This window comes from Synechococcus sp. FACHB-909, from assembly GCF_014698945.1.
Lineage (GTDB): Bacteria > Cyanobacteriota > Cyanobacteriia > PCC-6307 > Cyanobiaceae > Cyanobium.
In genome coordinates this window covers 92,995-117,859 of sequence record NZ_JACJTY010000005.1, presented here as the reverse complement: position 1 = coordinate 117,859, position 24,865 = coordinate 92,995, and the positions used below count along the sequence as shown (strand labels likewise).

The following is a 24,865-nucleotide window of genomic DNA, read 5'->3' as shown; positions in this document are numbered from 1 at the left end:
GGTGATGGGTCGTTGCGCTGCCGCTTACTGGTCTGGCCTCAGGGACATGGCCCATCGGACTTCCGCCCGTACGGCGCGATGGGAGACCGACACCTCCGACATGGCAAGGATGATGGCGGTCAGGAGGGCCAGCGATCCAAGCAGGAACATCGCCATCGCCAGGAAGGAGAAGAAGAGGGGGTACAGATTGATCGACAAACCAATCGCCATCATGCTGAGCAGGAACAGGACGATCGAGACGTAAAGCACCAGGCTCGCCTTCTGGAGAGAGGAATAGCGATCCGCCAGCTGAATCAGTTGCTTGTCGATCAGGCTCAGGCCATCGCGATACGCATGATCCTGGGGGTCGTACCTGTTGAGGATGTCAATGCGCTCCCTCGTCATGCCGCGGAGGCGATCACTGATCTTCAGGTAGCGCCCCAGGGTCAGGTTCAGAAAGACGATGCAGCTTGACAGCATCACGGACGGAGCAATGACGAGTTGAATGGCCTGGGCAACACTGTTGGCGTTCATGCGGCAGTCTCCGGGATGGAGGCAGAAGTGGCTGGCGCGGTGAGTTGCAGCTGGACGTCCGGGGTCGCGCTCTCATCAGCGGCCTGCCGGTGCTGGCGGATCCGCTCGTAGACAGACTGCAACTTCTGCGGATAATCCTTGAATTCCGCGCCCATCCACACATCCCAGAATCGGAAGTAAAGGGTGTAGTTCCCGTTCACATGGGAGTGGTGCATGTTGTGGTGCGTGGAGGGGGTCTTCCACTTCAACAACCAGTGGCCGCTCCAGCTCTCGGGAATGATTTCATAGCCCAGGTGTCCGATCACATTCATGATCAGCGACAGCACCTGATAGACAATCAGCGCCGACCAGTGCACCGGGAAGAGAAAAGGAAAGATGATGTTGGGGATCCCTTCCACAACGGCTTCAACCAGGCTGAACGAGTACGCCGTGAAGGGGCTGGTGTCGATGCTTTCGTGATGGACCCTGTGGCTCCAGCGGTACAAGGGCTTCCAATGCATCAGCCGGTGGGCCCAGTAGAAGAACGTGTCCTGAATCACAATCATCAGGACAACACTGGCCGCCAGGTAGGCGAGGCCATAGTCGCCAATGTGCTGATAGATCGTTGTGAAGCCCGACCGATCGGCCAGAAAGATTCCCACGTCGATGAGCGTGAAGATCGCCACGCTCGACAGAGACTGGCGAATCTCCCTGGTCCATTGGGCGGACGTGCTGCGCTGCTTGGGCTGGATCCGCCGCGGCTGCACCGCCTGCCGGCGCCAGACCCAGAAGACAAAGAAGAAGGGAACGGTGATCAGGGCGTAGATGGCCGCAGCCGGCAGGGCGCTGTCGAACAGCGCAAAGTCGCCGAGGGAGAGGAGGTCCGAGAGCCACGGGGCGCGCTCAAGGCCGAGCAGGAGGTCTTGCATGGGGGAGGGTGCCGCAGGGGCGTGGAGGATGTGAGCTTTGCTCATGCCGCAGACCGTACGAGCTTTGCTCACATCTGTCAACCAGGCGGGCCCTGCCGCGTCGGGCGGGGGTGTAGGACTCCCGTACTGCTCTGTTCGAAGGGGAGCCCATGGCCAGCCGCCCGACCCGGGTCAGTGGCATCCGCAGAAAGCCGCAACAGGCGAGTAGCCAGGAGCGCGTCAACCACATCCTTGACGTGGCCGAGGAGCTTTTCGTGGCCCAGGGCTTCGGTGCCACCTCCACCAACGAAATCGCCAAAAAGGCCCAGGTGCCGATCGGTTCGCTGTATCAGTTCTTTTCCGACAAGAAGGCGATCGTTCTCCTGCTGATGGAGCGGTACAACCGTCTGCTCCACGAGCGGCTTGCCCTGGCCGACAACGCCGAACTGATGCAGCTGTCCTTACCGGAGTACGTCAGCCGGCTGATTGACATCACGTCCCGCTTCTTCGACGACCATCCCGGGTATCACGCGATCTTCATGGAAACCCAGGGCTCGGTACCGGAACTCCGCGAGACCGAAGACGCCGCCGATGCTCAGCTCATCGTTGACCTCGCCGCCTCACTCGCCGGGCGCGGCATCGGCGACGGCAAGAACCAGGAGTCCAGCCCATCCACGACAGATCTGGAGCTGATGGCCCTTGTGCTGGTCAAGGCCATCACACCGCTGATCTGGCTGTCCCGCCTGCAAGAGCCCGAGAAGCGACTCCGAATGGTTGCCGAGATCAAGCGGCTTGCCCTAGGCTATCTGAGCCTCTCGGCCTGAGGATCGCAGGGGAGCCTCCCCCACGAAGAGAGACCCATATCATTGGCGTCGGCAGCCAGATGCCGCCTGCTGGGGAACGCCAACTAACGCCCGAGGGAATGGACAGCCACCCAGATCCAACCGCACCCAAGAAGAGTGACCAGAAAGGCGCTGTAGAGCAGATTGAACCTCAATAGGCCAGCAGAGATCCCCGGCTTCAGCGTCGCCATGGCGGGCTTGCCTGGCATGTAATGCACGAGTACATCCTGGCCCACGACGAACTCAGCCGCCACCTTCTCTGCTTTGCTGCGGACTGTATTGAACCTGAATCCAAAACTGATTCGTCTGCACTTGTGCTTGGCTTGATCGACGCAGTACTCGCACACAACCCATGGTCGATAGGAAGCGTGCACGGCACTTCCATCGCCACCACTGAGGATAAACACCGTGCCTGAATAGGTGATCGTTCCAGTCACCGTTGGCCAGCTTCTGCTTTCCTCCCCCCACCTCCAGGCCAGAAATGCTGGGTACAAAATAAACAGAGCGGCGATAACGGAGCCCGCCACAAGCATGAGTTGGATGGCTCCAAGAGACGTGGAGTTCATGAGCTTCTGACTGGGTCGATCAAAGCGCCAGATTAACGCTAACGTCAACGGCGGTGTCCACCTGACGATGCAGACACTGCCGATGCCGAACGGATCACGCATGGGCAGGAAGACCCGTCGCCTCAGCGCTCAGGCCCGCCGTGCGCATGAGAACGCCGAAGCCCTCGGTGATGATGCAGAGCGTATTGGGTCGTCTTCGCGCGGCCGCCGGAGATCGTCGCGATGGGGCTCTTCTTTCAAGACACGCTGTTTGAGCGGTTTGCCGTCCGCGCCCTCTCGCACGCGCTCTATGGGGGTGCTGATTTCGGCGAGTGCTTCGTCACGGCTGCGCAGATCACGCCCGCCGATCCGGACAGCTGGTATCGGGCCTGGACAGCCACCGCCGACCGTGTGTTTCAGATCGCCGAATCCTGTGCGGCGGCCGGCTGCTCGGTGAGCGCTCGCGAGGCCTACCTGCGGGCCAGCAACTACTACCGCACGTCCTACCTGCCGCTCTTCGGCGTGCCTGTGGACGTCCGGCTGGTGGAGGCCTTCGACCGGGAGGCCGAGGCGTTCGCCAGAGCCGCCGCCCGAATGTCGCCAGCGGTGGAGGCCGTGGAAATCCCCTACGAGGGCACGAGCCTGCCCGGCTACTTCCACCGTGCCGATGACTCGGGCCAGCCGCGCCCCTTGGTGATCGCCACCAACGGCTACGACGCCACCGTGCACGAGGCGCACTTTGCCCATGCCGTGGCCGCCGTGCGCCGCGGCTACCACTGCCTCACCTTCGACGGCCCCGGCCAGGGCCGCCCCCTCATCCACCAGGGCCTGGTGTTCCGCCCCGACTGGGAGAACGTGGTGCGCCCGGTTGTCGACTACGCGCACTCCCGCCCGGAGGTGGACCCGCAGCGGATGGCGCTGATCGGCTGGAGCTTCGGCGGCTATCTGGCGCCCCGTGCAGCCAGCGGGGAGCACCGGCTTGCGGCCTGCATCGCCGACCCCGGCCAGTGGGACCTTCTCGAAGCGTTGCGGGCGAACCTGCCGCTCCCGCCTGCCGTGCGCGAACGCCTGCCCGAAATCGCCCCCACCGATCTCGAAGCCCTGCAGGGCCAGATCCGCTCCAATCCATCCCTGCACTGGACCTTCCAGCGGGCCCTCTGGGTGCATGGCCTCGATTCCCTCGCCGATTACTTCAGGATCGCCGGCGACTACAGCCTCAGGGGGCGCGCGGAACAGATCCGCTGCCCCACGCTGGTGGCCTGGGCGGAAGGCGATCCGATCGCGCGCTTCGCGGAGCAGCTGCATGCCGCGCTGCAGTGTCCCCGGACCCTGGTGCGCTTCACCACAGCCGAAGGCGCCGGTGGCCATTGTGAGGAGATGGCGCGTTCACTGTTCCATCAGCGTGCTTACGACTGGTTGGAGGCGGTGTTCACCAGCCCTACGCCCCGATGAACGGCCTGGTCCGTGGGCGCGAATACGTGGTGCGTCTAGCGCTCTGGACTGATCCGCGCATGCCTCTCGGGCATCCAGGGTGTATGCCTTTGATTTGAGCAATTTGTCGACTCACCGTGCAAGCTGCCATTAACTCCTGAGCCACTGCCAGCATGATGCATATTGGTTTCAAGGCATGTCGAGGGATTCTCACCTGAATACCTGACAAGAACAATCAAGCCGGTCGACAGCAGAGCGAACGCCGTCCTTGAGTGACAGGCATGGATCATGGGGCAAGGGTGACAAGCCAGAGCTTGCCTGTCAACTTGAGGGGGTTGTCATGGATTTTCTGCAGAACTCGATAAGAGCGAACTTGTCACAATACCAGAATTGGGTGCGCCAGCGAAAACTGATGCAATTGCGACGAAGCTCGCACCATTCGCATATGCAGCTTGTGTACCATCCCGATTTCTTACATGATATGATCCACCCTTAAGGGTTTCGATTCTGCCGGCATTTGCCCCTCCCCGAGTTGTTGTATTCTGCGCATCACAGTTCGGACATAGGAGTCTCAGATTCTCTGGCCTGTTATCCCTAGCATTGCCAGATATATGGTCCAGAATAAGACTTAGGGGCTGTCCATTCCAAACCAGAGAATTTAAATGAAATTGGCACTTCTGGTTGTCGCAGCGCTTAGGCAGGTCGCGTGAGCGCCTCCATTCGAGGTAATGTCGGCGCACAGTGCCTCGGCTTGGTTTGTCCTCAGTCATTCGGAGAACCTCTTCAGCTGAACGCCTCATGGAGCACCTCTTTGATTGATGTCTAACGCTGGAGTTCAGCCGCCGCAGAAGGCTGTCAGCCATAATAACTAGCTAGGCCTCGATCATGCCAGCCACACTTGAGCGGTGGTTTACTTCCTCCTGCGATTACTTCGCTTTGAAGCCTGCTGTACTTTACGGCGGCGCTTCTTCGCTTTTACTCGCTCAGAATGTCTAGAATTGGCTACGGCAGCAGATTCAGGACGTTCCTTGAATACTCGCCTGATGGCCATGCGCTGATTGGCCTGCGGGAACTCATCCTGACGAAACCGTGAGAACTCCATTGCATCACCCCATAGGCTGAGTTCCCGCCTTCTTAACTCAAGCTCGACCAGTTCATCGTCGCTCCAATCTGGCTTTGACAGAACAAATAGATCCTCAGACCCTCCTGGATAGTCCTTGTACTTAATATCAAAGGCTATGCCGACGAAGATCGTTCCCAGCGGTGCCTAGAGCTTTGCTGTTTGGACATAGGCATGTAGCAGGCCAATCCGGTACTGCCGATATTCTTCATAGGACTCTTCTGCTCTCTTGGCTGCCACAACGAATACATACACGGTTTCATTCTCGACTCCGCCGTATACGAGCCGCCCAAGACGAATGCCTTGCTTTGCACGTCGCAGTGCGCCGATGAATGACTCTGCCAGTTGGCGTCGCCGAAATCGTGTCTCGGCGGCCATGAGACGCAGGCCCTGCTCGGCATCTACAGCCTTCTGCTCCGCATACCGCGAATGGATACTTGGGTCCCCGTAGCGAATGAATCGATCTATCAGTGCGTCCCATGCGTAGCTGATGCGGTCAGCTACCTTCTTGCGTCGATACCCTGGATCCTCGCTCAGAGATTCGAAGTGGCCTTGATCGAAAAGAATGAGATCTGGTACGCCTTCCTCAGGTGGAATATCAACAAAGACATGCTCAGTCTTGTCGGCGTTCATATTCCTTAAATACGACGCCATGAGTTCTTCTTCGCCGTACGCCATGACGTGTGTGCCGCGGCGTCCGAGTAAAGTCTCGCGCTTCTTCAAGTAGTCGAGGAAGTCAGCAATCGTGTCCAGTTCGTTCAGGAGAAGTTCAATCGATACATCGTCGAAAACATGGACAAAGTGTTTCTCTGGCTCAGGAAGACCAATAACAAAGGGAGTTTTGAAGTGGCCATCTCCCTCGACGCTACTGCACAAGGCAAGCGAGCCAAGGCCCTCTCCACCGTTGTTCGCGAGGGCGGCTTCTCGCGTCCCACGAGTTACCGCAACCAAGTGAAATCTAATTGATGAGCCCGAGGGCACCGCAACTGGCAGCGGGCGTGTGCATTTGGGGTCTTGGAATGCGCGATCGGGAAAGCGTTGAAGCCACAACTTCGCACCTTGAAGTTGCTTACATGAATCGCGTATCGCTCTCTTGTACCAGCGAGGCCAAGCGACGTTGATATCCTTGTCCGCTTGGAAGACTATATGCTTGTCCGAAAAGACAAGCACTTCATCGCCGAAGACCACAAGAGCATCACATAGCTCTTTGGTCGACCCTTTCCCGTCCTTAAATCCCTCGTCGGTAAAGACGTTGGTCTGTGACCAAAGGCGCAGAAATGACTTGCGACAAAGCCTAGTGAGGGCGCGCTCGGAGTCATTTATCCCCTCCGACTCTGCAAGATCGAATATGGTGCTCGGCTCTTCGGGAGGTTCTGTGGGTTGTCCAGGGCTCGTCATCTGGTTATGCGAGGCGTCGATTTTTCTGGAGCTACGCTCATTGTCTCAACTGCAAGGCCTAACACCCCAGATCAGAAGCGGGCAGAAACTTTTTGCACTGAGATGTACTCATTGGACCCGTCTTCTACATCTGGATGTTAGGCGATCAGTGAGTTAAGTGATATCCGTTCCTGCATCGAGGCGCTTTATGACCTCGCTATAACGCTTGTCCTCGTGCCTTTCCTTGAGGATCAGTTCAATCGCACTTTGTACCAGGCCAAAAGTCTGGAGGCACTTCTCTTCAGATAGCTCATGAATTCCGGCGCTTAGTAGGCCATATAAATCTGCCGACTCTACTAGGCGCGAAGGCAGATGCTTGCTAAGGAGTCTAATTCGCTCTGAAACTCTTGAACGAGAGTATTTGTCTACGTCCCAACCTTCCTCAGATTCCGCTTGGAGACGGGCACCGTCAAGCAGCGACTCAAATATCCGACGAAGATATACGAATGAGCCTATTCCAACGCCATGTGCGTGGAGTCCAAGTGCTGTGCCTAGCTCTCTACGTTCGCTGACACCCAACTCTTTGCTAAATGCTGGGTCAAGACTTCCGAATGCCAGATCGGCGGCAGATGGACTCTGGCCAACTTTTCTTACCTCATCGTGCTCCTTAAGGAAGAGTACGAAAAGTGGGGAGCGGCAGCCACTATAGCTGTCTTCGGCACCGCGACTGCACTGAGATGCGATTTCCAAGATACCGATAAGAGGAAGATTCTTTTTTGCTTCGTTATACCCTGGCAGCTTGCTCTGAATTCTGAATACGCTGTTCTTGCCGCACTTCGGACACCAGGCATCGAGAGTGCCACCTCCGAGAAAGAATTTCGTTGTGTCGTCATCTTCCCACCCCTCAAGTGAGAAAGCCGCATACAACGGGCTATCGATGAACGCTTCTTGCTTAGATCTTGGAAGTGGGTTGGGTTTCATGTTGAGCTCAATGATGCATTGGTCGTCTAACGTTTGAATTAGGCGGATCACCTCAGGTGAGACTGCTGGAAGAAATGGTTCGGCACCCGCGGTACAGAAGCCTTCACGACCTTATTCATGTCCATATCATAGCCTGCGTTCAGCAGTTCCTTTGCGACAGCCAGCTGCCAGGCTCCATGTTCATCCAGCTGTATGTAGACCACAGCGCTGATATCGTTTGGAACTTCGACCCCACTCTTCACCAACGCGCACACATGCCGTCGGCCAAGCTTAGCGATCAGGTATCCGTGCTCAAAGACGACGTTCTGCCTAGGAGGCTGCTGAAATTGCCGCCGAACCGAGCGCGGCTGCACTCTTAACGCTTCCGCCGCTGATGGTCTGCACCATGGGGGAGTCCGATCGGCCGATCGGGTGATACCCGTTGGCCTCTGTTCCTCTCGCGGAGCACTGAATCCACCCCGATCGCCCCTTTCCGCCCGTTTCATGCCGTGGCCTCCCGTGGGCTGAGCAGGTTGGCTAGGCGGATGAGGTTGTAGGCCACCACGTGCAGCCGGAACACGGCTCCCACCCGTGATCGGCCTCTCGCCTTGAGTTGCCGCAATCCCGCAGCCTGTTTGATCCAGCCAAACACCTGCTCGATCCGCTTCCTGGCGTTGATCGACTTGCCGTAGCCCTGATGGCGAGCCGTTCGCCCGTCAATGGCGGAGCGGCGGCGGGCCTGGATGTTCTGCGCCACATGGGGCGTGATCCCGGCAAAGCGGATGTCGGCCACGAAATCCCTGGTGTCTTAGCCCTTGTCGGCCCCCAGCGTCTTCTGGTAGGCACCCGGCAGGGAACGCGCCATCCGCACCGCTGCCGCACGCTCGCCATAGCCATCGGCTGGGGTCACCTCGCTGGCCACCACCAGGCCATGGCGGTTCTCCATGCGGCAGTGGCCCAGATAGCTGAGGAACGCCCCGGTGCCACCGGACTTGCGGAACAGCCGGGCCTCGCCATCACTGCTGGAGCGATGGGTGTGGTTAGAGAGCAACAGCCCCCTGAAATCACCCTTGGCTCTCTTCTTCCCCTTGGCGGGAGCTGAGCCAAAGCCATGGCCACCACGGGGCGGTGACGGATCGTCGTCATTCCCGTCGATCCGCTCCAGTGAGCTGTGGGAGGCCCAGGCCCGCAGCAAGGTGCCATCCACCGAGAAGTGGTCCGAACTCAGCAGCGGCTTGACCTCCGGTGAGGCCAGCAACAGCTGCAGGAACTTGGCCATCAGCTCCTCGTTGAGCAGCGGTCACGGTTATTGGTGAACGTGGTCGGGTGCCAAACAGGATCGTCGGGGTTGAGGCCGACAAACCAGCGGAACAGCATGTTGTAGTCCAACTGCTCAATCAACATCCGCTCCGAGCAGATGCCGTAGATCGCCTGCAGCAACAGGGCGAAAAGCAACTGCTCCGGTGGAATCGAGGGCCGTCCGGCCTGCTGGTACAGCCGGCAGAAGGTGGGATTCAGCCGATCGAGCGCCTGATCCGCCAGCCAGCGCATCTGCCGCAGGGGATGGCCCTTGGGGATTCGATCCTCGGTGGAGACGTAGGAGAACAGAGGACCGGTCCTCTCCTGCTGGCCGCGCATCCGCTCAGTGCCGTTTGGCCATTCTCCCGCGGCTGGCAGGGTTATTCAGCAGCCTCCTAAAGTGACTATTGATGTTTTCTTCCGCCAAGTATTCTTCCAGCAATAATTCCCGTTGCCGTTGACATGATAAATCCTGCTACCCCGTACAGCTGGAAATATTCCCAAAGAATTGCGAATGGAAACAAGAAGACTAATGCATACGGACTAATGGTCTGCGTCATGCCATTGGGGCTCACGACAAAGCCTAAGGAGGCAAGAGCTTGGTTATAATCAATCTGCAGACCTAGACCAAGCCAATTGGTGATAAATGAATTCGCAATAAATGTCAGCACTGCCGCAAGCCCGAGTTCAATCGGATTCTTGATTTTGTAGCGCGTAACTAGAGCCGTCAGCATTCCTACCGAGAAGGCAAGAGGTAATGTGGTCAGGAATGAGTTCAGCAAGGGCGCAGCAGAGAGGAGCGCTCTTGCCACGGCTGACACTGCCCATCCAACGACAAATACAAATAGACCTGCAAGTGTGCCAAACGTCTTAACCCTTCCTTCCCACTTGGAATAAGCGTCAAGAATGCTAAGGAATTTACTTTTTCCAGGTTCATCTGCCATTAGGCCATTAAGCAAAGTGCACGGGAGTTTGTCCCTGAGTTGCGTAGGAGATAATCCCGGTTGGGATGGAGTTAATCCCTTGAAGCTAGGTTCATTCTGGATGACTGGTCAAATTTAGAAAGCTTTGTGCTGCGACTTTACCATGAAAATCCGCAGCCCCCCCGACTTGGACATACGCCTGGTCAACGCTTGCCATCACCTGGCCGCTGATAGGCCGAGGGGTGGAAAAGAATCATTCGGAGGCGGCACAGGTGGATGGCATTGTTAGACTTTCCCCCTTGGTATCTGCAGGACACGCGCAATCTGGGGTACCGCTGAATATGCTTGTAACTGGTAGAGTTGAAAATAGCATTCAAGGTGGCATCGAGGGTAGTGTCTGGCTTCATTGCCATCGTGCCTTTCTCGAAGAAAGCCTTGACGGTATCGAAGAGTCTCTCACCCTGGTTGTGCTTATCTAGCGGGTTGAACATAGTTCATACGACCATGGTCTCTAAGCAGAACTGGCTCTTTCATCCTTTCCAAGGAGAAACGGCCAAGCGCCAGAAACCGCCTTAGCCAGCCTAAAGTCACCAGGTTACCGACGCATCTGTAGAATCAAAGTAATCTTAGAACAGCAGGGAGGCAACAGTGATCTGCATCGAATGTGGGGAAGAACTCCTCAACCATGCAACAGAATGCCCACGATGCAGGCGACAGAGCAGAAGTCTTTCTAGAACGGGCCTGGGCATTCCGCCACCACCTCCCCCACCCATTAATCCTCGACTACTTGACGAAGGCAATGCTGCCAGCCCTACAAAGTCCAACGAACTGCGGCCAAGCCTGAGCGCAGGACAGGTACAGTTTCTAAAAAAGTTTCTCGATACCCCGTTATCTAGAGAAATGATCGATTACTATAGTGGTCTTGAATATTATGAACATTTAGTTGGTGGGGATGTCGCGGCATTCGTAAACCAACTGATAAGTGAGGGATTAATCCAGCCTTATGATGCCGATAGAGTTGCCTGGATCTGCTCTGATGCAGGGAGAACAGTCGCAGAAAGAGCGATCATAGATACTCGTCCCGACTCTGATAACATCATTGATTACGTACAATCACTGCAGGCCAGCGAAACCCTCAAGGTTGCGACAGAACTCAACCGAGATGGAAACGTGTCAGCAGCCGTTTTGGTCTTAAAAGAGGCATACAAAAAAATCGGGAACTCTTCGGTGAGCTACGGCATTGATACTTATCTAAGGCTGCCCTCCTATCTACAGAAACTTGGCAGATATGATGAAGCATGGGGCTTCCTCAATCAGCTACTCGCGAAGGGTTGCCCCAACCAGATTCAGAATGAGGCCCTTATTCTTCTCTCACGATCAAAGATCTACAAGGCGATGTGTCGACTACTCCAGCATGAGGGCAAGGGGAGAAAGGCGATTGTCTTTGGGGTGGCTTCGATTGTAGCCGAAGCGCAGTATTATTATCTCCAATCGGAAGAAAAGGACTGGCCCAAGGATTTCAGAAAGGAGAGAGCGGCAACATTCCGAAGTCTCTCTGAAGCCGCTAGCATCCACGACAATTTGAAGAAGATCGCAAAGAAGGAGATAGCTGAGGCGCAGTTAGACAATACAATCAACTACCTCTGCAGAACTCTTTCTCAACCCAAAACAGTTAAATATGATCGGTTGATAGTAGAAGTAGATTCATTGATCTCCACCGAAAAGAATCCTCGGCAATAGGGCCTTTTCTCGCCCAAAGAAGCCTGTCTCCGCTTGGCATGGGTCTTTAGGCTCTATGGCAGTATCTGCTGCTGATAAGACTAACGCCAATTGGACGGTTTCCGATAACCACCCAAAGCCGTACCTCGAGGCCGCATAAGAAGCGGCTGCAGCTGGGCCCGTTGTCCCGGATCCGTTCCGCCGCAGCCCATCAACGCCATAGCGTCTCGCCAGCCAAGCGAAGTAGACGGACCCGATAACCAACTGTTCATCCCCTCACACCTTCGCCAGCGTCACCCGCTCGGGCTGGTGCTGGTACTTGCCCTGGCGGTCGTTGTAGGTGGTGGCGCAGGGGTCGCCCTCGAAGAACAGCAGCTGGCAGATGCCTTCGCCGGCGTAGATGCGGCAGTCGGCGCCGGAGGAATTGCTGAACTCCAGGGTGAGGTGACCCTCCCAGCCGGCTTCGGCGGGGGTGGTGTTCACGATGATGCCCAGCCGCGCATAGGTGCTCTTGCCCAGGCAGATCACGGTGATGTTCGACGGCACCTTCATCTTTTCCAGCGCCACCCCCAGCCCGTAGGAATGGGCCGGCAGGATGAAGTAGTCGCCGTCCTCGTCGCTGTGCATCGGCGCCGGCTCAAGGTTCGCCGGGTTGAACCGCTTCGGGTTCATCACCGTGCCCGGCACGTGGCGGAAGATCAGGAACTCCTTCGGCGACAGCCGCAGGTCGTACCCGTACGACGAGCAGCCGAAACTCAGCACCGGGCCGGTGCGGCCCTCCGGATCCAGGTGGCGCACCAGCGTCGGCTGGAACGGCTCCAGCATTCCGGCCGCGGCCTGTTCGTTGATCCAGTGGTCGTTCTTGAGCATGGCGTCAGCCGCCGCGGCGCAACTGGGTGACCTGATCGGCCATCGCCATCAGGCTGGCCGGCATCGAGGGGCCCGTCAGGATGACATCCAGATGGGCCGGCCGCTGTTCAAGCGCCTCGATCACCGCCTCGGCGCTCAGATAGCCCAGGGCGATCGCCAGGCCCAGCTCATCGAGCACCAGCAGATCCAGGTCGCCCTTGAGCAGCCGCTCGCGGCTCACCTCCCACACCTCCGCCACCGCCTCAAGCGCTTCCTCGGCCGTGGCCCCCTCGGAGCCCTGGGAGCCCGGCGGCCCATCGAGGCAGTGGGGCGTGCCCGGGCGCAGCCACTCCAGCCGGCCGCACAGCGTCAGGCTGCCCGCCGGCCCCTGCTCCACGCCCCCCTTGAGGAACTGGCTCACCAGCACCCGGCTGCCCAGCCCGGCGCTGCGCAGGGCCTGGCTGAACACCGCCGCGAAGCTGCCCCGGAACGGCGCCGTGTGGATCTGCAGCAACCCCTCCGGCTGGCTCACCAGCCGCAAGGGCGGCACCAGGGCCAGCGGCTCCGGGCGCGCCGGGACGGCCGTGCGCCGGGGGTGGCCGGGGTCGATGAGGCTGGCGGTCATGGACACCCCACGGAAGCTTTGGTGTGAAAGGTCCGGACGGATCGCCCCGGCCGCTCACCTCCCGAATGTAGCGGCCCTCGCCAGCCCGGCACACCATCGGTAGTGGCTGGGAACAGGCGTACCACCGGCGCCACCTACGCTGGCCCGGCTCCGCCAAAGGCCGCGTGACCACTCCCGCCGACGCCCCCCGCAACGACGGCCGCGCCGCCGATGCCCTGCGCCCGGTGGCCGTCGACTGGGACCCGATGGGCTTCGCCCTCAGCTCGGTGCTGTTCGCCGCCGGACGCACCCGCGTGCTCTGCAGCGTCTGCCTCGATCCCGAGGTGCCCCGCTGGCGCAAGGGCTCCGGCAGCGGCTGGCTCAGCGCCGAATACCGCCTGCTGCCCGCCTCCACCCCCAGCCGCCAGGGCCGCGAGCTGATGAAGCTCTCCGGCCGCACCCAGGAGATCCAGCGCCTCATCGGCCGCAGCCTGCGGGCCGCCCTGGATCTGGAGGCCCTCGGCGAGCGCACCCTGCTGGTCGACTGCGACGTGCTCCAGGCCGACGCCGGCACCCGCACCGCCTCGATCACCGGCGCCTGGATCGCCCTGGCCGCCGCCCTGGATCGCCTCCAGCACCAGGGCGTGCTGGCCGCCTCGCCCCTGCGCCAGCAGGTGTCGGCCGTGTCGGTGGGCCTGGTGGACGGTGTGGCCCTGCTGGATCTGGACTACTCCGAGGATTCCCGCGCCGAGGTCGACCTCAACGTGGTGATGGACCAGCAGGGCCGGCTGCTGGAGATCCAGGGCACCGCCGAAGGCGCCCCGTTCTCCCGCTCCCGCCTCGACGCCCTGCTGGATCTGGCTGAGCCGGGCCTGCGGGACCTGCAGGAGGCCCAGCGCCAGGCCCTGGCTGTGGCGCCAGGCACCACGACCGGCTAAAGAGTGTCATTGGCTACATGGATCGGCCAGACCGATCCATAGGTTCATCACCAATCGCCACGCCTTGATGGTCGGCGCTACGCGTGGCTTCAGCCGCTACCCCAGCAGCCCTTCCAGCGGATCCCCCGGCTCCGTGACCCCCATGGGCGCCCCCGGCGCCCTGGCCACCACCCTGCTGGACGTGATCCGCGGCCTGGCCGGCAGCAGCGTCGAGACCATCGAGCGCGGCAAGACGATCTTCTTCCCCGGCGACCCGGCCGAGCGCGTCTACCTGCTGCGGCGCGGTGCCGTGCGCCTCTCGCGCGTCTACGAGTCGGGCGAGGAGATCACAGTGGCCCTGCTGCGCGAAAACAGCCTCTTCGGGGTGCTCTCCCTGCTCACCGGCCAGCGCTCCGACCGCTTCTATCACGCCATCGCCTTCACCCGGGTGGAGATGGTCACGGCCCCGGCCACCTCGGTGCGGCGCGCCATCGAGCAGGACGCCAGCGTCGGCCTGCTGCTGCTCCAGGGCCTCTCCTCCCGCATCCTCCAGACCGAGACCATGATCGAGACCCTCACCCACCGGGACATGTCCTCCCGGCTGGTGAGCTTCCTGCTCGTGCTCTGCCGCGACTTCGGCGTGCCCGGCGCCGAGGGGATCACCATCGACCTGCGCCTCTCCCACCAGGCCATCGCCGAGGCGATCGGCTCCACCCGCGTCACCATCACCCGCCTCCTTGGCGACCTGCGCAACGACGGCCTGGTCCAGATCGACCGCAAGAAGATCACCGTCTTCGACCCCATCGCCCTGGCCAAGCGGTTCAGCTGATCGGGCGGCCCCAGCCGGGTGCCGTGAGGCCACCGGCATGGATACTTGGTGGATCGCGGAACCGGGGCTCGGAAGGTGTCGGGTTGGCTGCTGATCCTCGCGCTCCTGGTGCTCGGCGGAGTGCTCTCCACCCTGGGGGACCGGCTCGGCAGCCGTGTGGGCAAGGCGCGCCTCAGCCTGTTCAACCTGCGGCCCCGCAAGACCGCCGTGGTGATCACGGTGCTCACCGGCAGCCTGATCAGTGCCGTGTCGCTGGCGCTGATGCTGCTGGTGAGCGAGCGCCTGCGGGTGGGGCTCTTCGAGCTCGACCAGATCCAGGACCGCCTGCGGGACAGCCGCGCCGCCCTGGAGCGCAACAAGGGGGAACTGACCCGCACCCGGGGGGAACTGGAGCGCAGCCGCCTCGATCTGATCACGGCCGAACGCCGCCGTGACCAGGCCCTGGCCAGCCAACGCCGCGCCCGCGACCAGCTGCTGGCCGCCGAACGCCGCGTCGACACCCTGCGCCGCGAGCTCCAGCCTCTGCAGGCCCAGCGCGCCCGGCTGGAGGCCGAGCGGGCCCGGCTCAGCCGGGAGGTGCAGGGCCGGGACGCCGAGATCCGCCGCACCGAGGCCGAACTGGCCAATGTGCGCCGCCGCATCGCCGCCGGTGCCAAGGAGCTCAAGGACCTGGAGACCAACGTCATCGCCCTGCGCCGCGGCGACGTGGTGATCGCCAGCGGCCAGCCCCTGGCCACCGCCAAGGTGCAGCTGCAGCGGCCCGACCAGGCCAAGCAGGTGATCGATGCCCTGCTGCAGGAGTCGAACCGGGCCGCCTTCCAGCTGCTGCTGCCTGGCCAGCCCCCCAACCGCCAGATCCTGCTGGTGCCCCGCAGCGACATCACCCGGCTGGAATCGCTGCTCGCCACCCCCGGCACCTGGGTGGTCAGCATCCGCTCGGCCGCCAACGTGCTGCGGGGCGAGGCCCAGGTGCTCGCCTTCCCCGACCTGCGCCCCAACCGCCAGGTGGTGGAGCAGGGGGAAGTCCTCTCCCGCACCTCCCTGGAGCCCGACGTGCGCGACCCCGAAGCCGTCCGCAGCCGCCTCAACCTGCTGCTGGCCGCCGCCTTCGCCAAGGTCCAGCGCCAGGGCACCCTGGCCAACGGCCTCCAGTTCGATGCCGCCAGCATCAACGCCCTGGCCCGCGACCTCAGCGAGCGCCCCGCCGGCGTCACCGCCAACCTCGAGGCCGTGGCCACCCAGAACGCCGACACCCCCGACCCGATCACCGTGGAGCTGCGCTGGCCCCGCAAGGACGGCGCCGGAGCCACCCGGCCAGGGCGGCCATGACGGTGGCGGTGCGGCCATGACCACCGGCCCTTTGGCGGGCCTCGATCCCGGCCGCAGCAAGTGCGGCCTGGTGCTCACCGACCCTGCCTGCCGCGAGATCCGCGAGGCCTTGGTGCTGCCCCCGGAGGCGGCCTGGGAGCGGCTGGAGCAGTGGCACCGCCACCAGGCCCTGGCGGCCGTGGTGATCGGCGACGGCACCGGCAGCGGCCCCTGGCGGCGGCGCCTGGAGCCCCTGCTGGCGGTGGAGCTGGTGGATGAGCGGGGCACCACCCTGGCGGCGCGGCGCCGCTACTGGGAGCTGTTCCCCGCCCGGGACTGGCGGCGGCTTCTGCCCCTGGGCCTGCGCCAGCCCCCCCGTGACTACGACGACGTGGTGGCCCAGCTGCTGCTGGAGCGGCGCCTGGGGCGGGAGCTGCTCAGAACGACGCCCGCACCGTGAACACGTAGTCGCCGCCCGGTTCGAGCTGGTAGTCGGCCTTGAGCAGGAAGCGCAGCAGGGCGTCCTGGATCAAGGCGCGCCCCAGGGACGGCTCCACCTGCAGCTCGCCCCGATCGAACGCCCAGCGGAAGCGCCACTGGAAGCTGCCGGCGCTGATCTCCCCCTCCAGCAGGCAGGGGCTGAAGCTCTGGCGCAGCACCCGCAGCTGTGCGGTGGTGGCGGGAAGGCGGCTCACGGGACGTTGTCGATGCTCTCAGGATGGCGGCGGATCGGCGCGAAAACTGTTCAACCGGTTGGCCGCCTTTTCCAGCCCCAGCCGCCGGATCAGGTCGATGCCCGCCTCCACCTCCTCCAGCACCGTCTCCAGCACCGGCCGGTCGGCGGCGGAGAACTTGCCCAGCACGTGCGACACGGTGCGGGCCCGGCGCTCCTCGGGCGTCTCGCCGGGGGCGCCGATGCCGATGCGCAGCCGCGCAAACGACTCGCTGCCCAGGTGGGCGATCGTGCTGCGCAGGCCGTTATGCCCCCCGGCGCCGCCCGCGGCCCGCACCCGCAGGCGCCCCAGGGGCAGGTCCATGTCGTCCACCAGCACGAGCATCTGGGCGGGCTCAAGGCGGAACCAGTCGAGGGCGGCGCGGATCGAGCGGCCGCTGTCGTTCATGAAGGTCTGGGGCATCAGCAGCCGCAGCCGCTTGTCCCCCTGGCCGACTTCGGCCAGCAGCCCGTGCAGGCGGCCCTGGTTGCGAAAGCTGGCGCCGCCACTGCGGGCCAGCCGCTCCAGCACCATGAAGCCGACGTTGTGGCGGGTGTCGGCGTAGCGGGGGCCGGGATTGCCCAGGCCCACCAGCAGTTGCAGATCCAACGGATGGCCGTCCTCAGCTGGCGGGGCCGTTGGAGGGTGCGGCGCTCTCCTCGACCACCACCGCCGGCGTTGCCGGGTCGGCAGCGGGCGTGATCGCGGCGGGTTCGGCCGCAGGCGGCACGGCGGCAGGGGGACCGGAGATGTCGATCGGCTGCCCGGTCGGCTGCTCAGTGCCCACGGCCGTGCGGAACTCCTTCTCGAACTCCTGCGAGGCCGACTGGAAGCCGCGCAGGGTGCGCCCCAGGGTCTTGCCGAGCTCGGGCAGCCGCTTGGGTCCGAAGACCAGCAGCCCGATGGCGGCAATCACCGCCATCTCGGGCAGACCGATGCCGAAGATGTTCATGGACAGGGGGCGAGAGGAATCAGCCGACGCCGTTCCAGTTGACGTTGATGCCCTCGAGCAGCAGGGACTTGTTGTACAGCTGCAGGATCACCAGCAGGAACACCAGGAAGAGCAGCATGAACACGCCCATCACGGGGGTGGTACCCCAGCCGGGCACCACCTTTCCGTACTCGGAATTCAGGGGGCGCAGCAGGTTTCCCAGACGGGTGCGTTGGGCCATGGCAGCTCGGACCTCTCGGGCACGGGATCGCGGTGCTTACTGTAAGGGTCTTGCCGGCCGCACCGAGATGGGCTGTCGAGAGTTGTGACGGAAGCGCGAGGCCCGAAGCCTCGCCACCCCGCGCCCCCTGCCCCGCCTGAATGCCCTCCATGGATCCCGCCGCCAGCACCTCCCCCGCCCTCTCCGTCGCCCTCGCGGTGCTCGCCGTGCTGCTGGCCCTCACCGGTTTCGGGGTCTACACCGCCTTCGGTCCGCCCTCCAAGGGCCTCACCGATCCCTTCGACGATCACGACGACTGAGCCGCCGCGCTCCCCGCCGGCACGCGCCGCAGCCGCCAGTGCCCCAGCTGCCACGGCCCCAGTGCCAGCGGCTCGGTTCCCTGGGGCTGTCCCAGGGCATCGCAGCTCCCCAGCACGTTCCAGTCCGGGCCGGCTGAGAAGCGCCTTCGGCAGGGCCCCAGGTTCTGGACGCTGAGCAGCACGGAGCCGTCGGCTTCCACGCCGTCCTCTGCCGGCAGGGGCCGCAGGGCCACCAATTGCAGGTCCTCGCCGAGGGACGGGAACAGCGTTTCGGCCTGATTTCCAGCTTCGGCGCCCGCGCCGGCGCCCGGTGCCATCGGCCGGCACCAGAGCGGCTCCCGCAGCCGGGTGGCCTGCTGGGGCGCGGCGGCCGCCCGCCAGCCGCCGGGGCAGGGCAGCAGGGCCAGTCGCTGCCGCTGCCAGCCGTTGTCGGCGCCGGGATCGGGCCAGGTGGGGGCGCGCAGCAGCGACACCCCCAGGCTCTCCGCCGTCGCCGACACCCCCTGGGGGCCATCCAGCAGCACCGCCAGCCCATCGCCGCGGCCCGGGCCCACCGCGGCCATCCAGCTGATGGCGCTGACCTCCCAGCGGGCCCGCTCCCGGGCGGTGCGGGCCGTGGACGGCCGCTCGATCACCCCGCCGGCGGTGTCGGCCGCCCAGCGGCAGGCCGGATCGGCCAGGGGAATCTCCAGCCGCAGCAGCTCATGGCGCTGCCGCCACTGGGTGCCCAGCACCAGCTCCAGCCAGGGACTGCCCGCCAGCAGGCGGCCGTCGAGGCGCACCGGGCTCTCGCCGCAGCGGCCGCGCCAGACGAACCGGGCGCAGAGCGGCCCTGTCTCCAGCCACTGCGGCACCCCCTCCCAGGTCCAGGCCAGCGGGTGCTCGCGGTAGTCGGCGGCCAGGTCCCAGGCATCCCAGAACTCGCCCCGGTCGCGCCAGCGGCACCAGGCCAGCGGCCCCGCCAGCTGGGGCCGGCCGGCCCCATCAAAGAGCTGCTCCACCCCCGCCGGGCCGATCAGCGCCGACACCAGGCCGTTGCCCAGCCGCCAGTGGTCCGGCCCGCCGCCGGCGACCCGCTCCAGGCGCACCGCCCCCGCCACGGGGCTGGCCGCTGCCTCGCCGCCGCTGCCGGCGGATGCCGGTTGCCGCCGCAGGCGCCGCACCCCGACCCCTTCCAGGTCGGGGATCTGCAGCCACTGGCCGCCCCCGGGGGCCGGCTGCCCCGCCAGCCGCCGCTCACCGTCCGCCGTCGCCAGCCACCAGTCGCCTGCCGGCAGCCGCAGGGTGCGGGGCTGGGCCGGCAGCGGCTGCAGCTGCACGACGCACCAGGATTCAGCGGCGCTCCCGGGAGCCCCGGCCGTTGCAGCGCAGGGCCCCGCGGCCGCCAGCCCCAGCCGCAGGGTCCGGTCGCGGCGGCGGGCGGCCCGGCGGCGGGCGCCCCGCCACTGGGGCTCGGCCTGCTCGAACACCTCCGGGATCGCCGTGCCCGGGAGGATGTCGTGGAACTGCTGGAACAGCAGGGTGCGCCAGTCGTCGGTGGCGGCCGGCGCCGGCCTGCCGAAGAGCGCCGCGGCCAGATCCGCCTCCCGCAGCAGCCGCTCCAGGGTGCGGTTGTGGCGCTTCTGGTCGGGCCGGCTGGTGGGGCAGCCTCGGTGCAGCTCCAGGTAGAGCTCGTCGCGCCACACCGGCAGCTGCCCCGCCAGCGACTCCAGCGGCTCCAGGTAGGCGCGCAGGGTGCCGTGGCGCTGGCCGGCGGCCACGGGCTGGTCCTGCCAGAGCGCCAGCTGCTCCAGCATCTCGGCGGTCGGCCCGCCGCCGTGGTCGCCGACCCCGGGCAGCCACAGGGCATCGGCGCAGCCGCTGGCCTGCTGCCACTGCAACCGGTAGCGCTCCATCGCCACCGGGTCACCGTCGGTGCCGATCGGCGCCGTCATCAGGGCCAGCACCTCGGCCCCGCAGCGGCTGCGCCAGCGGAACAGCCGGTGGGGGAAGGGGTTGGTGGCGTTCCAGGCCAGCTTGTGGGTGCAGAACCAGCGCACCCCGGTGGCGGCCGCCAGCGCCGGCAGCCCGGCGGCGAAGCCGAAGCTGTCCGGCAGCCAGGCGAGCCGGTGGCTCCACTCCGGGAAGGTGCGCAGGCTGTAGGCCTGGCCCTCCTGGAACTGGCGCAGCAGCGAGGTGGTGGAAAGCAGCACGCAGTCGCTCTCCACCCACGGCCCGTTGAGGGGCTCGAAGCGGCCCTCCCCCATGGCCCGGCGCACCCGCTCGAACAGGGCCGGCCGGTGGCGCTCCAGCCAGGCATAGAGCGCCGGGGTGGAGTGGCCGAAGTGGAGCGTCTCGAAGCGCTCCATCAGATCGAGGGCGGAGGCGAAGGTGCGCTCCGCCGCCTGCCAGGTGTCGGCCACCGGCCACAGCCAGGCCAGATCGAGGTGGGCATGGCCCAGCACTTGCAGCACCCCCTCCCCCGGCGCCCCGTCGTGCCGGTGCTCGCGGCGCAGCTGCCGCAGTTCGTCGGCGGTGGCCGCCAGCAGGCCCAGGGGGTCGGCCGGATCCAGGGGCTCCAGCTCGATGCGGCTGCTGATCAGGGCGCCGTCGTCGTGCAGGGGGCTGCGCAGCCGCAGTTCCAGGTCCAGGGCCTCGCCCCGCCACCAGCGCTCGGGCAGGGGCCAGCGGCAGGCGGTGTCGAACAGATCGCCGCTGTGGATGCGCTCGCCATCCACCCACAGCTCGGCGCTGTCGGCCCACCAGCGCAGCGCCAGCCGCGCCCGGGCGCCCTCGGCCAGGGGGGCCCAGGCCTCCGGGCAGGGGCAGTGCAGGCGCAGACGGCACCACTGGCCGCCCCGCGGCCAGATGATCAGGCCCCGGGCCGCCCAGTCGGGCCGGTGGCGGAGCCCCCACTCGCCCCCCAGCGCCGGACCGCTTCCGCCCCCGGGCTGGATGGCCTGCCAGAGGGGTTGGAGATCCAGGGGCCGGGGCATGGGGAACGTGACCGAAACGTTTCAATCGGAGCCGGTTGCCCCCGCCAAACGGCATCGGACAGCCTGGATGGCCAACCACCACCCATAAGATGATGCGGCTGCCGAGGGGTCATCGAGACCCGTACCGGCGCCTGTCACTCCCTGTCACCCGCCGGACAGACCATGCTCGCTCTCAAGATCTCGGTTTACTCCGTCGTCTTCTTCTTCATCGGGATCTTCGTCTTCGGCTTCCTGGCCAGCGATCCCACCCGCTCCCCCAGCCGCAAGGACCTGGAGGACTGACCCCTTCGGCGGCGGCCCCGCCCGCCACCCGTCCGGAAACCGGACCGCCGCGGGGGTCGACCCCGAACTCCCATGGCAGGATCGGCCGCGTTCTCGCTGCCCATCCGCTGCCTGTGGTGCTCCACCCCCGCTCGGGACGCCGCCAGGCCCCTGAAGGCCTGACCCCTGGGCTGGGCCTGTGGCTGGGCATCTCCGGTGTTGTGGCGTTGACGGCCGCACCTGTCCAGGCACGGCCGGAGACACCCTCCAGGCTTCAGGTCGCCCAGGCGCAGCCCGCGGCGCCGGCGCCGGCAGCCCCCTCCACCCCCGATCCCTTCGACGACGAGCCCCAGCCCGCGACGCCCGCAGGGGCCCAGGCCGGAGCGGAGCCCTCAGCGGAGCCATCGCCCGCCGTTCAGCCCCCGGCTCCTCGTCGCCGCCCCCTGGCGGTCACCCCCCAGCCCGTTCCGGAACCGCTCCCGGCCGACCCCGCCGCCACGACGGCGCCGGTGGCCGGTCTCGACGCCGCCCCGGCGGGCGACGCCATGCCCCTGGAGCTGGAGCTGACCGCCAACCAGCAGGGCTACGACGGCCAGCTGCAGCGCTTCGTGGCCAGCGGCAGTGTCATGGCCCGCCTCGCCGGTGGCCGCCTGCTGGCCGACCGGCTGGAGTTTGAGGCCAGCACCCGCACCATCTTCGCGGTGGGCAACGTGCGCTTCCAGCGCGGCCAGCAGTATCTCCAGGGCAGCCGCCTCCGCTATGCCCTGCTGGAGGGGGTGGGGGAGATCGACGACGTCTACGGCGTCATCGATCTCGACTCCACCAAGGAGGACTTCGACCTCGAGCAGGAGGCCTCCCAGCCCCTCCCGCCACCGGAGCCGATCAGCTGCACGCCCACCTATCCGGCCGTGCCCCAGTGGCAGCCCTACCCCTGGGCCGTCACCACTTGGGCCGGCCAGATGTATGCCGGTGAATTCGGCGACACCTTCACCTTCAGCGGCCGCTTCCGGCCCGAATACCTGGGCGGCATCGGCCTGCAGCGCCGCCTCTTCCAGGCCGGGCCGCTGTCGCTGGAGTTCGATGCCAACCTGCTCGGCCACCGGGCCAGCGCCCAGCCGGGCGGCGGCTTCAACCAGGCCGTCCCCTTCTCCGACACCCCCGCCCAGAACTTCGGTGAGGTCACCGGTGGCATCGGTCTGCGCCTGTGGCTGCGGCCCTGGCTCAACGTCTTCTTCGTGGAGGGCCTGAGCGTCCTCACCGCCAAGAGCAACTACGAGCAGACCTTCCGTCAGAACTCGGCGCGCCTGCTCAACTACCTGGCCTTCGAGGTGGAGGCGCTGGTCACCCCCCGCTGGTCGGCCGTCGGCCGCATCCACCACCGCTCCGGCGCCTACGGCACCTTCAGCGGCGTCAGCGAGGGCAGCAACGCCTATCTGGTGGGTCTGCGCTACCGCTTCGGCACCGACAGGCCCACCAGCCAGCCGCTGCCGGTGCCCCCCGCCCAGGGCTGCCCGGACGCCCCGCCCCTGGCCAGCGAGCAGCCCGATGGCCTGGCCCAGCAGCTCGAGCAGGTGACGATGGGGCCGGGCTGGACCGGCACCAGCGGCCAGCCGGCCCCGAAGCCCCCGGTCCAGCCGGTTGAGGACAAAGGTGGGGTTTGGCGCAACGCGCGGCATCAGGAACGGCTGCGCCGCGAGGCCATCGGCCGGATCCCCCAGCGGGTCGAAAACGTCACCTTCGAGCGCAGCCTCAAGGCCGAGCGGCGCTTCGGCTTCCCGCGCGAGTTCACCACGCCGGAAGTGGCCAACGACTTCGGCACCACCCGCCCCGAACAGCTCAAGGACCAGACCACCGAAGGCAACCAGGAGCTGATCAAGGGCACCGTGAGCCGCTGGCGCATCCAGGCCCGGCGCCTCAAGATCACCCCCAACACCCTCTCGGGCGATCGGGTGGGCTTCACCAACGACCCGTTCACGCCGGCCCAGTCGTGGATGGATTCGGAGAAGGTCGTCATCACCCTGCTGCCCAACGGCGACACCCTGGTGAAGGCGCGCCGCAACACGCTGCGGCTGGAGGATCGTCTGCCGATCCGGGTGGCGCGCCAGCGCCGCATCCAGAAGCAGGACGAGGTGAGCAATCCCCTGGTGATCGGCAACGACCGGGAGGACCGGGACGGCTTCTTCCTCGGCTACAACATCCCGATCAAGATCGGCGAGAAGGGGCTCCTCAACCTGCAGCCGCAGGTGATGGTCCAGCGCCTCTACACCGGCAACACCGACGCCTACCCCCTGCCCGGATCGCCGGCCGGCTCCACCAACATCTTCGAGCAGCCGGCCAAGACCGGCGACTACTTCGGCTTCGATGCCCGTCTCACCGGGCCGGTGCTGGGGTTCAACGCCGATGCCCGCCTTTCCATCTCCACCCTCAATCCCGACAACTTCGCCAACGGCACCCGCAGCTTCGGCGACCTCTCCCGGCTGGTGAAGGTGCCCGTGCTGGGCTTCAGCACCATGCGGCTGTTCGGGGCCTACCGCTTCCGCACCTGGAACGGCTCCCTCGGCGAGCAGGACGTCTATTCCGCCTACGGCGTCTCGCTGGAACAGCAGGGAAGCCTGCCCAGCTGGGGCCAGCTGTCCCGCAGCTACTACTGGCGCATGGGGGTGGGCAACTTCCAGGCCAACCCGACCACCGGCACCGGCCTGCTTGATGTGTGGCGCGCCAACGCCATCGGCTCCTTCAACTTCTCCTACCCGATCTGGACCGGCAAGCCCACCACCAGTCCGCCGGTGGTCTCCCTGGCCAATTCACCGGTGCCGATCGTGCCGGGGCTGCGCTTCAACGCCAACCTGCTCGGGGTGGCCGCCTACTTCAGTGACGGCACCAACCAGAACACGATCGGCCTCTCCGGAGGGCCCACCCTCACCCTGGGACGCTTCGAGAAGCCCTTCCTCGACTACACCCAGCTGACCGTCACCGGCGGCATCACCCTGCGGCAGGGCCAGAGCCCGCTGAACTTCGACCGGGCCGTCGACCTGGGCACGGTCGGCATCGGCCTCTCCCAGCAGATCATTGGGCCGCTCGTCTTCAGCGGCGGCATCGGCTTCAACGTCGATCCCAGTTCCGGGTTCTATGGCGATGTCACCGGCTCCTACCTGGAGCTGCGCTGGCAGCGGCGCTCCTACGAGATCGGCGTCTACTACAGCCCCTATGACGGGCTGGGCGGCATCCGCGTGCGGCTGAACGACTTCAACTTCCAAGGGCCGGGAACGCCCTTCATCCCCTACCACCCCACCCAGGGGGTCCTGCAGCGCCCCTTCTAGGT

General features: G+C 64.8%; 25 protein-coding genes and 1 pseudogene. 10 read left to right on the top strand and 16 right to left on the bottom strand.

Annotated elements, in window-relative coordinates; genetic code table 11:
- Positions 1-24: 24 nt before the first annotated feature.
- Positions 25-513: a DUF2721 domain-containing protein gene (locus H6G99_RS09575; protein ID WP_094584429.1), complete on the bottom strand. Its 489-nt coding sequence runs from the start codon at positions 511-513 to the stop codon at positions 25-27.
- Positions 510-1,421 carry a sterol desaturase family protein gene (locus H6G99_RS09570; protein WP_190611261.1) on the bottom strand — a complete coding sequence of 304 codons (912 nt, stop codon included), beginning with the start codon at positions 1,419-1,421 and terminating at the stop codon, positions 510-512. The genes H6G99_RS09575 and H6G99_RS09570 overlap by 4 nt, the downstream gene beginning before the upstream one ends.
- 149 nt (positions 1,422-1,570) lie before the next feature.
- On the opposite strand from H6G99_RS09570, the gene H6G99_RS09565 reads away from it, so the two are divergent.
- Entirely contained in the window at positions 1,571-2,224 is a 654-nt protein-coding gene (locus H6G99_RS09565) for a TetR/AcrR family transcriptional regulator (protein ID WP_094584427.1), read from the top strand.
- 83 nt (positions 2,225-2,307) lie between these two features.
- Here the strand turns inward: H6G99_RS09565 and H6G99_RS09560 are convergent, their stop codons facing one another.
- On the bottom strand, positions 2,308-2,910 hold the full coding sequence (locus H6G99_RS09560) for a DUF3592 domain-containing protein (RefSeq protein ID WP_190611259.1): 603 nt from the start codon (positions 2,908-2,910) through the stop codon (positions 2,308-2,310).
- 120 nt (positions 2,911-3,030) lie between these two features.
- On the opposite strand from H6G99_RS09560, the gene H6G99_RS09555 reads away from it, so the two are divergent.
- Entirely contained in the window at positions 3,031-4,239 is a 1,209-nt protein-coding gene (locus H6G99_RS09555) for an alpha/beta hydrolase family protein (RefSeq protein WP_190611258.1), read from the top strand.
- Positions 4,240-4,556: 317 nt separating this feature from the next.
- On the opposite strand, the gene H6G99_RS09550 is transcribed toward H6G99_RS09555, so the two are convergent.
- The 6 genes and pseudogenes from H6G99_RS09550 to H6G99_RS09525 all read right to left on the bottom strand — a co-directional run bounded on the left by H6G99_RS09550 (position 4,557) and on the right by H6G99_RS09525 (position 9,918).
- Positions 4,557-4,988 (bottom strand): HNH endonuclease, encoded by a 432-nt coding sequence (locus tag H6G99_RS09550; protein ID WP_286191089.1) that lies wholly within the window; start codon positions 4,986-4,988, stop codon positions 4,557-4,559.
- A gap of 497 nt (positions 4,989-5,485) precedes the next feature.
- On the bottom strand, positions 5,486-6,736 hold the full coding sequence (locus H6G99_RS09545; protein WP_190611254.1) for a hypothetical protein: 1,251 nt from the start codon (positions 6,734-6,736) through the stop codon (positions 5,486-5,488).
- Positions 6,737-6,889: 153 nt separating this feature from the next.
- Positions 6,890-7,696, bottom strand: a complete 807-nt coding sequence (locus tag H6G99_RS09540) for a hypothetical protein (RefSeq protein WP_190611252.1) — start codon at positions 7,694-7,696, stop codon at positions 6,890-6,892.
- 47 nt (positions 7,697-7,743) lie between these two features.
- On the bottom strand, positions 7,744-8,049 hold the full coding sequence (locus tag H6G99_RS09535; RefSeq protein WP_199297101.1) for a TIR domain-containing protein: 306 nt from the start codon (positions 8,047-8,049) through the stop codon (positions 7,744-7,746).
- 128 nt (positions 8,050-8,177) lie between these two features.
- Positions 8,178-9,313: pseudogene (locus tag H6G99_RS09530) on the bottom strand (IS5 family transposase).
- Between the two features lie 65 nt (positions 9,314-9,378).
- Positions 9,379-9,918, bottom strand: coding sequence for a hypothetical protein (locus tag H6G99_RS09525; protein ID WP_190611249.1), 540 nt, complete (start codon positions 9,916-9,918; stop codon positions 9,379-9,381).
- 879 nt (positions 9,919-10,797) lie between these two features.
- On the opposite strand from H6G99_RS09525, the gene H6G99_RS09520 reads away from it, so the two are divergent.
- Positions 10,798-11,637 carry a hypothetical protein gene (locus H6G99_RS09520; protein WP_190611247.1) on the top strand — a complete coding sequence of 280 codons (840 nt, stop codon included), beginning with the start codon at positions 10,798-10,800 and terminating at the stop codon, positions 11,635-11,637.
- A gap of 255 nt (positions 11,638-11,892) precedes the next feature.
- Here the strand turns inward: H6G99_RS09520 and dcd are convergent, their stop codons facing one another.
- The gene (gene dcd / locus H6G99_RS09515) at positions 11,893-12,486 is read right to left on the bottom strand and encodes a dCTP deaminase (protein ID WP_094584423.1); all 594 of its coding nucleotides are present in this window, start codon (positions 12,484-12,486) and stop codon (positions 11,893-11,895) included.
- 4 nt (positions 12,487-12,490) lie between these two features.
- The gene (locus H6G99_RS09510) at positions 12,491-13,090 is read right to left on the bottom strand and encodes a cob(I)yrinic acid a,c-diamide adenosyltransferase (RefSeq protein WP_190611246.1); all 600 of its coding nucleotides are present in this window, start codon (positions 13,088-13,090) and stop codon (positions 12,491-12,493) included.
- Between the two features lie 164 nt (positions 13,091-13,254).
- On the opposite strand from H6G99_RS09510, the gene rph reads away from it, so the two are divergent.
- The 4 genes from rph to H6G99_RS09490 all read left to right on the top strand — a co-directional run bounded on the left by rph (position 13,255) and on the right by H6G99_RS09490 (position 16,583).
- On the top strand, positions 13,255-14,007 hold the full coding sequence (gene rph / locus H6G99_RS09505; protein ID WP_190611244.1) for a ribonuclease PH: 753 nt from the start codon (positions 13,255-13,257) through the stop codon (positions 14,005-14,007).
- 142 nt (positions 14,008-14,149) lie between these two features.
- Positions 14,150-14,815 (top strand): global nitrogen regulator NtcA, encoded by a 666-nt coding sequence (ntcA, locus tag H6G99_RS09500; RefSeq protein WP_416233167.1) that lies wholly within the window; start codon positions 14,150-14,152, stop codon positions 14,813-14,815.
- A 75-nt stretch (positions 14,816-14,890) separates the two neighbouring features.
- Entirely contained in the window at positions 14,891-16,144 is a 1,254-nt protein-coding gene (locus H6G99_RS09495; RefSeq protein ID WP_190611242.1) for a DUF3084 family protein, read from the top strand.
- A 16-nt stretch (positions 16,145-16,160) separates the two neighbouring features.
- Positions 16,161-16,583, top strand: coding sequence for a RuvC family protein (locus tag H6G99_RS09490; protein WP_190611241.1), 423 nt, complete (start codon positions 16,161-16,163; stop codon positions 16,581-16,583).
- Here H6G99_RS09490 and H6G99_RS09485 read toward each other — a convergent pair.
- The 4 genes from H6G99_RS09485 to psbH are packed head-to-tail and all read right to left on the bottom strand — an operon-like array spanning position 16,561 to position 18,008.
- Positions 16,561-16,818, bottom strand: a complete 258-nt coding sequence (locus H6G99_RS09485; RefSeq protein ID WP_190611239.1) for a DUF3146 family protein — start codon at positions 16,816-16,818, stop codon at positions 16,561-16,563. The two genes, H6G99_RS09490 and H6G99_RS09485, sit on opposite strands and share 23 nt — an antisense overlap.
- 18 nt (positions 16,819-16,836) lie before the next feature.
- Positions 16,837-17,445, bottom strand: a complete 609-nt coding sequence (pth, locus tag H6G99_RS09480) for an aminoacyl-tRNA hydrolase (RefSeq protein WP_190611238.1) — start codon at positions 17,443-17,445, stop codon at positions 16,837-16,839.
- Between the two features lie 13 nt (positions 17,446-17,458).
- A complete protein-coding gene (locus H6G99_RS09475) occupies positions 17,459-17,788 on the bottom strand; it encodes a TatA/E family twin arginine-targeting protein translocase (RefSeq protein ID WP_190611237.1) in 330 nt (109 codons plus the stop codon).
- A 19-nt stretch (positions 17,789-17,807) separates the two neighbouring features.
- Entirely contained in the window at positions 17,808-18,008 is a 201-nt protein-coding gene (gene psbH / locus H6G99_RS09470) for a photosystem II reaction center phosphoprotein PsbH (RefSeq protein WP_015109629.1), read from the bottom strand.
- Positions 18,009-18,157: 149 nt separating this feature from the next.
- Here psbH and psbN point away from each other — a divergent pair, with 149 nt between their 5' ends.
- Positions 18,158-18,307, top strand: coding sequence for a photosystem II reaction center protein PsbN (gene psbN, locus H6G99_RS09465; protein WP_015109630.1), 150 nt, complete (start codon positions 18,158-18,160; stop codon positions 18,305-18,307).
- Here psbN and H6G99_RS09460 read toward each other — a convergent pair.
- The gene (locus H6G99_RS09460; RefSeq protein WP_190611235.1) at positions 18,295-21,282 is read right to left on the bottom strand and encodes an alpha-mannosidase; all 2,988 of its coding nucleotides are present in this window, start codon (positions 21,280-21,282) and stop codon (positions 18,295-18,297) included. The genes psbN and H6G99_RS09460 overlap by 13 nt on opposite strands.
- A 162-nt stretch (positions 21,283-21,444) precedes the next feature.
- Between H6G99_RS09460 and H6G99_RS09455 the strand changes: the two genes are divergently transcribed.
- Together H6G99_RS09455 and H6G99_RS09450 are read left to right on the top strand one after the other, a co-directional pair.
- The gene (locus H6G99_RS09455; protein ID WP_015109632.1) at positions 21,445-21,564 is read left to right on the top strand and encodes a photosystem II reaction center protein I; all 120 of its coding nucleotides are present in this window, start codon (positions 21,445-21,447) and stop codon (positions 21,562-21,564) included.
- Positions 21,565-21,677: 113 nt separating this feature from the next.
- Complete coding sequence (locus H6G99_RS09450) at positions 21,678-24,863, top strand: DUF3769 domain-containing protein (RefSeq protein ID WP_190611234.1); 3,186 nt, start codon at positions 21,678-21,680, stop codon at positions 24,861-24,863.
- Positions 24,864-24,865 lie beyond the last annotated feature (2 nt).